This window comes from Pseudotamlana haliotis, assembly GCF_008806375.1.
In the GTDB taxonomy this organism is placed as follows: domain Bacteria; phylum Bacteroidota; class Bacteroidia; order Flavobacteriales; family Flavobacteriaceae; genus Pseudotamlana; species Pseudotamlana haliotis.
In genome coordinates, this window is sequence record NZ_WAAT01000001.1 from 106,811 (window position 1) to 114,595 (window position 7,785).

Consider the following 7,785-nt stretch of genomic DNA (forward strand, 5'->3'; position numbering starts at 1 on the left):
GCAGCTCCTAAAGTAAACAAATATTTTAATTTGACTTGTTAATATAATTATTCTCTAAATGAAGTTACCCCAAATTTCTTGGCTTCAGCAATCGCATGTGGTGCTAAAGATTTCAAGTTTGAAATACGAGAGTCGTTAGACGGGTGTGTACTTAACAACTCTGCAGGTTCACCCCCTTTATTGCTTGCTTTCATACGCTCCCATAGTTTTGAAGCTTCAGTAGGGTCATAACCTGCAACCGCCATAATATATAAACCAATTTTATCAGCTTCAGTTTCATGACTTCTACTAAAAGGAAGCATGGCGCCTACTTGAGTTCCAACACCATAGTATTCATTAAATAAATTTCTATCGCTTTCATCCTGCAAAACCACATTTCCTGCAACAGCCCCAAACTGTTGTAACATGCCTGCACTCATACGTTGCTGACCGTGATTCGCTAAAGCATGAGCCACTTCATGCCCCATAATTACTGCCACTCCTGTTTCACTTTGAGCAACAGGAAGTATTCCAGTATAAAAAACGATTTTACCTCCTGGCATACACCAAGCATTTTCGGTAGGGTCATCAACCAAGTGGTACTCCCATTTATAATCATCTAAATACCCGTGATACCCATTTGCAGACAGCCAACGCTCGGATGCTGCTGCAATACGCTCACCTACTCGAGTAATCATTTGCGCATCTTTGGTTCCAGTGACTATCTTATTTTCAGCAAGAAAGGCATCATACTGTGCAAAAGACGTTGGAAATAAATCTGAATTTGGCACCAATGCCATGGTTTTTTTTCCTGTAAACGGATTTGTTGCACAAGAAAAAATGATTAATGAAAGTACTAATAGTGAAAGTATATTTTTACTAGATATCATTCTAAAAATTCTATTTTTAATTAACAATTTGAGTAGGCTAAAATATAGTATATTCTCTAAAACAATTAACGCAATTGATATAAATTGTTTAAAAATCACGAACGACTCTCAGATTTTATTTCAGTGCACACAAAGATGCGCATATTCCTTTTGACGCCAAATGAATAATGATAGAATCGGTTATGTTATGAAGGAGTCTTCATTACGACCAAAATAAAAAATCAAACCTATGAATAAGCTATTTGTTATAATCACTTTATTGTTATTCAACTGTAATTCTTCTGCTCAAAAACAGAAAAAAGACAGTTCAAAAGACTTTGAAATCACTAAAACCGAAGCCCAATGGCGTGCCCAATTAACAAACCTTGAATATCATGTTTTACGAGAAGCAGGCACCGAACGCCCTTTTAGCAGTCCGTTTAACAATAACAAAAAAGAAGGCATTTATGCCTGTAAAGCTTGTAACACCCCCCTGTTTAAAAGTGAACATAAATATAATTCGGGCTCAGGTTGGCCTAGTTTTGATAGAGAAATAGAAGGAAACGTTGCCTTTTCAACTGATAAAGACTTAGGATACACCAGAACTGAAGAACATTGCGCTACTTGTGGCGGCCATTTAGGACACGTATTTAACGATGGGCCAAAAGATACAACTGGGAAACGCCATTGTATCAATGGTATCGCTTTAACCTTCATACCCAAAGCGTAGCATTATTTTTTATGCTTCTTCAGCTTTTCTTTGTACGGCCTAATAATGAGACGGGCTTCACGATCAAAACGGATATAATTATAAACCCAGTTTACAAAAACAACCATACGGTTTCTAAATCCTATTAAGAAGAATAAATGTACAAACATCCAAACGTACCAAGCAAAAATCCCTTGAAATTTAAAGTTTTTCATATCCACTACAGCTTTATTTCTTCCAATAGTAGCCATAGAACCTTTGTCTTTATACTTAAAAGGTGTCATCGGTTTCTTTTCAAGCAATCGCAACATATTGTCACCTAACTGCGTACCTTGCTGAATGGCCGGTTGTGCCATCATGGGGTAACCAGTAGGAAATTCCTCAGTAACCATACAAGCAATATCTCCAACGGCAAAAATATTTTCAAATCCGTTGACTTGACTAAATTCATTAACGAGAATACGATTACCACGAGTTACAAAAGATTCACTATCTAATCCTTTAATTAAGGCGCCTTTCACACCGGCTGCCCAGACTAAAGTTTGGGTTTTAAAAGCAATATCACCATTTGTAGTCGCAACAGAGCCATCATAGTTAGTAACTCGTAAATTCTTCCAAACGTTAACCCCTAATTTTTCTAAAAAATCTTCTGCTTTTTGTGAAGCTTCAGCGCTCATGCCTTTTAATAAACAATCACTAGACTGAACCAAGTTAATTTGCGCCATACGCGTATCTAAATCGGGGTAATCTTTTGGTAGGATCCCTTTTTTAATTTCCGCTAAAGCACCAGCCAACTCCACCCCTGTTGGTCCGCCACCAACAATCACAAAATTCATTAGAGCATTGCGCTCATTTAAATCTGAAGTAAGCAAAGCATCTTCAAAATTCTCAAGAATCAAACTTCGAAGGTCTAAAGACTGCGGTATGGTTTTCATGGCCATACTGTTTTTTTCAACCTCAGAGTTCCCAAAATAATTAGTTTTAGAACCCGAAGCCACAACGAGATAATCAAAACCTAAGCTTCCAATGTTCGTTCTGAGCTCATTTTTTTCAGTGTCTATAAATTCGACGTTCGCCAATCTGAAGAAAAAATTAGGAAAGTTTTTTAATATTTTCCTGATGGGATATGCAATAGAATCTGGCTCCAAGCCTCCCGTAGAAACCTGATACAATAAGGGTTGAAAGTTGTGATAATTATTTTTATCTAAAAGTACCACTTGCACTTCTTGTTTCGATAATTTTCTCGCTAACGCAACTCCTGCAAAACCTCCACCTATAATAACAATGCGTGGATAACTCGTTCTTGGTATATTCATAAATTATATCTTGCTAACAAAGGTAAGATAAAGATGTAAAAATTAACCCTACTATATTCCATATTCGGTTTCGATTTCGTAAATTCGTAACCTAAAATTTAACACATGAGTAAATACGACATCATCATTATTGGAAGTGGTCCTGGAGGATATGTAACAGGAATTAGAGCATCGCAACTTGGCTTCAAGGTAGCGATTGTAGAAAAAGAAAACCTTGGAGGAATCTGCTTAAATTGGGGCTGTATTCCTACAAAAGCTTTACTAAAAAGTGCTCAAGTTTATGATTATTTAAAACACGTTGATGAATACGGATTGAAAGCAGAAGCAATCGATAAAGATTTTGAAGCTGTAATTAAACGTAGTCGCGGTGTAGCTGAAGGCATGAGTAAAGGTGTTCAGTTCTTAATGAAGAAAAACAAAATCGATATTATTAAAGGTTTTGGTAAAATCAAAACTGGAAAAAAAGTTGATGTAACTGCTGAGGACGGTACAGTAACAGAATATAGCGCAGATAACATAATTATTGCAACGGGAGCACGTTCTCGCGAATTACCAAGTTTACCACAAGATGGCAAAAAAGTAATTGGTTACCGTCAAGCGATGTCATTACCAAAACAACCTAAGAAAATGATTGTTGTTGGTTCTGGAGCAATTGGTGTAGAGTTTGCACATTTTTACAACTCAATGGGTACAGAAGTAACTATTGTTGAATTTATGCCAAACGTAGTACCTGTTGAAGACGTTGATATTTCTAAAGCATTTGCTAGTTCTTTAAAGAAATCTGGAATTAATGTGATGACAAATTCTTCTGTAGAATCTGTAGATACTTCAGGAAAAGGTGTAGTTGCAAAAGTAAAAACTAAAAAAGGAGAAGAAACTCTAGAAGCTGATATTTTATTATCTGCTGTAGGTATCAAATCTAATATTGAAAACATTGGTCTAGAAGATGTTGGAATTGTTGTCGATAGAGACAAAATCTTAGTTAACGATTTCTACCAAACTAACATCCCTGGTTACTATGCTATTGGTGATGTAGTTCCTGGACAAGCTTTAGCGCACGTCGCTTCCGCGGAAGGGATTACTTGTGTAGAAAAATTAGCTGGATTACATACAGAAGCTATCGATTACGGTAATGTTCCTGGATGTACTTACGCCTCTCCTGAAATTGCTTCTGTTGGTTTAACTGAAGCTAAAGCGATTGAAGAAGGTTACGACATTAAAGTTGGAAAATTCCCATTCTCTGCCTCTGGTAAAGCTTCTGCTTCTGGAAACAAAGAAGGTTTCGTAAAAGTTATTTTCGATGCTAAATACGGTGAATGGTTAGGTTGTCATATGATTGGTGCAGGTGTTACCGATATGATTGCTGAAGCTGTACTAGGTAGAAAATTAGAAACTACAGGTCATGAAGTATTAAAAACCATCCACCCTCACCCAACTATGAGTGAAGCGGTAATGGAAGCGGTTGCTGATGCTTATGATGAAGTGATACACTTATAGCCCCACCTAGCCTCCCCAAAGGGGAGGAACTTTAACTCGGACGGTTTCATATAAAAAAAATGCGATTCAAAATTGAATCGCATTTTTTTATGCTTCATTTTCACAGCAGAGTATGCGTCCCTCCCCTTTGAGGAGGCTAGGTGGGGCTTTTAAAAACTCTGAATCGCCAAATCATAACTTTTCATACCAAAGCCAAGAATAACCCCTTTAGCATTGGGAGAAATATACGATTGGTGTCTAAATTCCTCTCGACTAAAAGTATTAGAAATATGAACTTCTACTACAGGAGTTTCAATCCCCTTAATCGCATCACCAATACCTATGGAAGTATGTGTGTAGGCACCAGCATTTAACACAACGCCATCATAACTAAAACCAACTTCGTGCAGTTTATTAATCAACTCCCCTTCAACATTAGATTGATAGTAACTTAGCTCTACTTCTGAATACTTTTTTTTAAGGGTTTCAAAATAGTCTTGAAAAGTTAAGCTTCCATATATTTCAGGCTCTCTTTTTCCCAATAAATTAAGATTTGGGCCATTAATAATTATTATTTTTTTCATTGATTTCACTTAAATTCTCAGTAAAAGTACAAAAGTTGCCACTTATAAACCGTTTATGGGACTTCTAGATTTTAATTTATATCATTTATTTAGTTAAAAACTATCAAGCATTGTATCTTTATTGTTCTTTTTTAAAATAGATTGTTTTTTTAATGAAAATTATATTTTACATATCCTTATTATCTCTATTATCTCTAAGCAGTTTAGGCTACGCTCAAATTTTTAACATAGAAAATTTTGTAATAGAAAAAGATACTATTGGTTTTTCCGGTGGTATTGATCTCAATATATCCCTAGTGAAAAACACTAAAACTAATTTTAGTTTTAATAATTACGGTTATATAGAATATAGAATACATAAACATTTATTCTCTCTAACCTCACACGTTCATATAAAACGTGTTGATTATGAAGATGATATTAATAATAACTCACTGTTGTTAAAATATGATTACCAAGCCCGTAAACATTTATTTTTTGAGAGTTTCATACAAAATTACACCAATCAAGTTAGTAAAATAAATAATAGATTTATGGTGGGTTCTGGTGCTCGTTTTCAATTTGTTGAAACGAAAAAATTCATGTACTCTTTTGGATCTTATTTCATGTACGTTTATGAACATGAAGACGACAATATAGGTCATGAAGATGATGAGGACCACATTAAAGTCCCTAGCGTTTATCATAATGATTTGAGATTAGGTCTATACCTATCTTCAGTATATGACCTTACAGAAAATATTTCTTTTAAATTGGCTACATTTTACCAACCTGAGATCACCTACTTTAAGGATTATAGGTTTGATTTAATGGCGAGAGCTTCACTTAAAATTTTTAAAAACCTCGAGTATAATATTTCATACATACTAAGTTTAGATTCATATCCTGCATTTGAAGTACCAACAACCCAATATCAATTACTCAACGGTTTATCTTATACTTTTAAGTAAACAATGAATGACAAGTTACTGTTTATAGTATAAAAAGAGGTGCTTTTTAAAGTCAAGGAATTTGCCATAATTAAGCTTTTCTTAAGACTGTATAAACAACCTCTTTATTTGTATACTAATTTCCAGTTATTTTAGAACTGAAATAAAATTCCTGCATTTATATTCCCTAAATAAAAGTCTCCTGAATCATAATAACCATTTTCAAAACCGCTTCCAGCAAAAACACTCTCATAAGAAGTAAACACTTCAATTGCATCATTAATATCTAAAGACACTACTGGCTTTAAATAAAAGCCACCATCAAAATTATTTGACACCCCAATGGCATAACCAATATCTAACCCAGCGGAAAGCATATCAAGTAATTTTAAACGTGCAGCGGCTGCAATTGGAACAAACTGCAAGTCCGATGCTTCAATAGTTATTCCAACTGCAGTAAAATCTTCACCGAAAAAATTTCTAAAACCCGAAGTAACACCCAAGTTTACAAAGTCATCAATATCAGTAAAATAATAATAAGCATCTACACCTACAGCTACCGTATAGAAATCGGAACCATCACCAACTGGGATTCCAACTGACCCTCCAATTTTAAAAGTTTGAGCATTCATCGAGCTTAATGAGAACAAAGAAATCACTGCTACAAATAATAATTTTTTCATAATGAATTAAATTTAATAGTTTATCCAATTAAAGTAATAAATTTCTCAGTATTAAGGAATATCCTAATGTCAACTTATTAACAATTTTACAAACAAAATTAACATACAAGTTTAATAATCAACAAAATACGAACAAAATTCACCTGTTCATCCTAAAATAACTCATATAAATCTTCTTTTACTTAAATTTACCCTCATGACATGGAAGCAAGCACTTAAAGATTATCAATTGTATTTAAAAATAGAACGCGGATTATCGTCCAACTCCATAAACAACTATGCTCTAGATGTCAATAAGTTAATGCGTTATTTAGAAAATAATAGTATTTCTGTTTCTCCATTAAATATAACTACAGAAGCCATTCAGCAATTTATCTATGAAACCGCCAAAGAATTAAACACCCGATCACAGTCCCGTTTAATTTCTGGATTACGCAGTTTTTTTAGTTATTTAATTTTTGAAGATTATATCAAAATCAATCCACTTGAGCTTATTGAGAGTCCGAAAATAGGCCGAAAATTACCTGATACCCTATCAGAAGAAGAGATAGATGCTATTATTAGCGCCATTGATTTGAGCAAACCTGAAGGCGAAAGAAATCGTGCTATGCTTGAAACACTTTATGGTTGTGGTTTACGTGTTAGCGAACTTATCAATTTAAAAATATCAGATTTATTTTTCGAAGAAGGGTTTATCAAAGTCACAGGAAAAGGCGACAAACAACGTTTCGTTCCTATTGTGGATGTGACTCAAAAATATATCAACATCTATCGAAAAGAGATTAGAAACCATATGAACATACAAGCGGGTTTTGAAGACACCCTCTTTTTAAACCGTCGTGGAAAACAACTTACCAGAGCTATGGTGTTTACCATTATAAAACAGCTCGTTAAAAAAATTGGCTTAGAAAAAAACGTATCACCACATACCTTCAGACATTCATTCGCCACCCACCTCTTACAAAATGATGCCGATTTAAGGTCTATTCAATTGATGTTAGGCCACGAAAGCATTACCACCACCGAAATTTATGTTCACCTTGATAGAAGTCATCTCACTGAAGTTGTAGAGAAGTATCACCCTAGGAAGTAGTTGTTGCTTGGTTTGTTTGCTGAAAATATTAATTTTGGAAAAACACCTTAACACCAAACTAAATAAGTCCAAATCCGTTTAAAAGGGAGTAGATTTAGTGCTATACTGTAGGCTTCCCTTTTTTAGGACACCTTAAAATTCGACAAA

8 protein-coding genes are annotated in these 7,785 nt (G+C 34.6%); 4 read left to right on the plus strand and 4 right to left on the minus strand.

The window, feature by feature from the left end:
• Nucleotides 1–47: 47 nt before the first annotated feature.
• Nucleotides 48–869, minus strand: coding sequence for a M48 family metallopeptidase (locus tag F6U93_RS00430; protein ID WP_150935748.1), 822 nt, complete (start codon nucleotides 867–869; stop codon nucleotides 48–50).
• A gap of 229 nt (nucleotides 870–1,098) precedes the next feature.
• On the opposite strand from F6U93_RS00430, the gene msrB reads away from it, so the two are divergent.
• Nucleotides 1,099–1,578, plus strand: a complete 480-nt coding sequence (msrB, locus tag F6U93_RS00435; RefSeq protein ID WP_150935750.1) for a peptide-methionine (R)-S-oxide reductase MsrB — start codon at nucleotides 1,099–1,101, stop codon at nucleotides 1,576–1,578.
• 2 nt (nucleotides 1,579–1,580) lie between these two features.
• Here the strand turns inward: msrB and F6U93_RS00440 are convergent, their stop codons facing one another.
• Nucleotides 1,581–2,873 carry an NAD(P)/FAD-dependent oxidoreductase gene (locus F6U93_RS00440; protein WP_150935752.1) on the minus strand — a complete coding sequence of 431 codons (1,293 nt, stop codon included), beginning with the start codon at nucleotides 2,871–2,873 and terminating at the stop codon, nucleotides 1,581–1,583.
• Between the two features lie 105 nt (nucleotides 2,874–2,978).
• On the opposite strand from F6U93_RS00440, the gene lpdA reads away from it, so the two are divergent.
• Nucleotides 2,979–4,370 carry a dihydrolipoyl dehydrogenase gene (gene lpdA / locus F6U93_RS00445; protein WP_150935754.1) on the plus strand — a complete coding sequence of 464 codons (1,392 nt, stop codon included), beginning with the start codon at nucleotides 2,979–2,981 and terminating at the stop codon, nucleotides 4,368–4,370.
• Nucleotides 4,371–4,519: 149 nt separating this feature from the next.
• On the opposite strand, the gene aroQ is transcribed toward lpdA, so the two are convergent.
• On the minus strand, nucleotides 4,520–4,933 hold the full coding sequence (gene aroQ, locus F6U93_RS00450) for a type II 3-dehydroquinate dehydratase (protein WP_150935756.1): 414 nt from the start codon (nucleotides 4,931–4,933) through the stop codon (nucleotides 4,520–4,522).
• 152 nt (nucleotides 4,934–5,085) lie between these two features.
• Here aroQ and F6U93_RS00455 point away from each other — a divergent pair, with 152 nt between their 5' ends.
• Complete coding sequence (locus F6U93_RS00455) at nucleotides 5,086–5,883, plus strand: DUF481 domain-containing protein (protein WP_150935758.1); 798 nt, start codon at nucleotides 5,086–5,088, stop codon at nucleotides 5,881–5,883.
• A gap of 131 nt (nucleotides 5,884–6,014) precedes the next feature.
• Here the strand turns inward: F6U93_RS00455 and F6U93_RS00460 are convergent, their stop codons facing one another.
• The gene (locus tag F6U93_RS00460; RefSeq protein ID WP_150935760.1) at nucleotides 6,015–6,545 is read right to left on the minus strand and encodes a hypothetical protein; all 531 of its coding nucleotides are present in this window, start codon (nucleotides 6,543–6,545) and stop codon (nucleotides 6,015–6,017) included.
• Between the two features lie 196 nt (nucleotides 6,546–6,741).
• Between F6U93_RS00460 and xerD the strand changes: the two genes are divergently transcribed.
• Complete coding sequence (gene xerD, locus F6U93_RS00465) at nucleotides 6,742–7,638, plus strand: site-specific tyrosine recombinase XerD (RefSeq protein ID WP_150935762.1); 897 nt, start codon at nucleotides 6,742–6,744, stop codon at nucleotides 7,636–7,638.
• Nucleotides 7,639–7,785: the final 147 nt, after the last annotated feature.

What these genes read in the sequence shown, in the direction of transcription:
- F6U93_RS00460 (WP_150935760.1), bottom strand. Translation starts at nt 6,545, where the DNA reads ATGAAAAAATTATTATTTGTAGCAGTGATTTCTTTGTTCTCATTAAGC.
- lpdA (WP_150935754.1), top strand. Translation starts at nt 2,979, where the DNA reads ATGAGTAAATACGACATCATCATTATTGGAAGTGGTCCTGGAGGATAT.
- xerD (WP_150935762.1), top strand. Translation starts at nt 6,742, where the DNA reads ATGACATGGAAGCAAGCACTTAAAGATTATCAATTGTATTTAAAAATA.
- aroQ (WP_150935756.1), bottom strand. Translation starts at nt 4,933, where the DNA reads ATGAAAAAAATAATAATTATTAATGGCCCAAATCTTAATTTATTGGGA.
- msrB (WP_150935750.1), top strand. Translation starts at nt 1,099, where the DNA reads ATGAATAAGCTATTTGTTATAATCACTTTATTGTTATTCAACTGTAAT.
- F6U93_RS00455 (WP_150935758.1), top strand. Translation starts at nt 5,086, where the DNA reads ATGAAAATTATATTTTACATATCCTTATTATCTCTATTATCTCTAAGC.
- F6U93_RS00440 (WP_150935752.1), bottom strand. Translation starts at nt 2,873, where the DNA reads ATGAATATACCAAGAACGAGTTATCCACGCATTGTTATTATAGGTGGA.
- F6U93_RS00430 (WP_150935748.1), bottom strand. Translation starts at nt 869, where the DNA reads ATGATATCTAGTAAAAATATACTTTCACTATTAGTACTTTCATTAATC.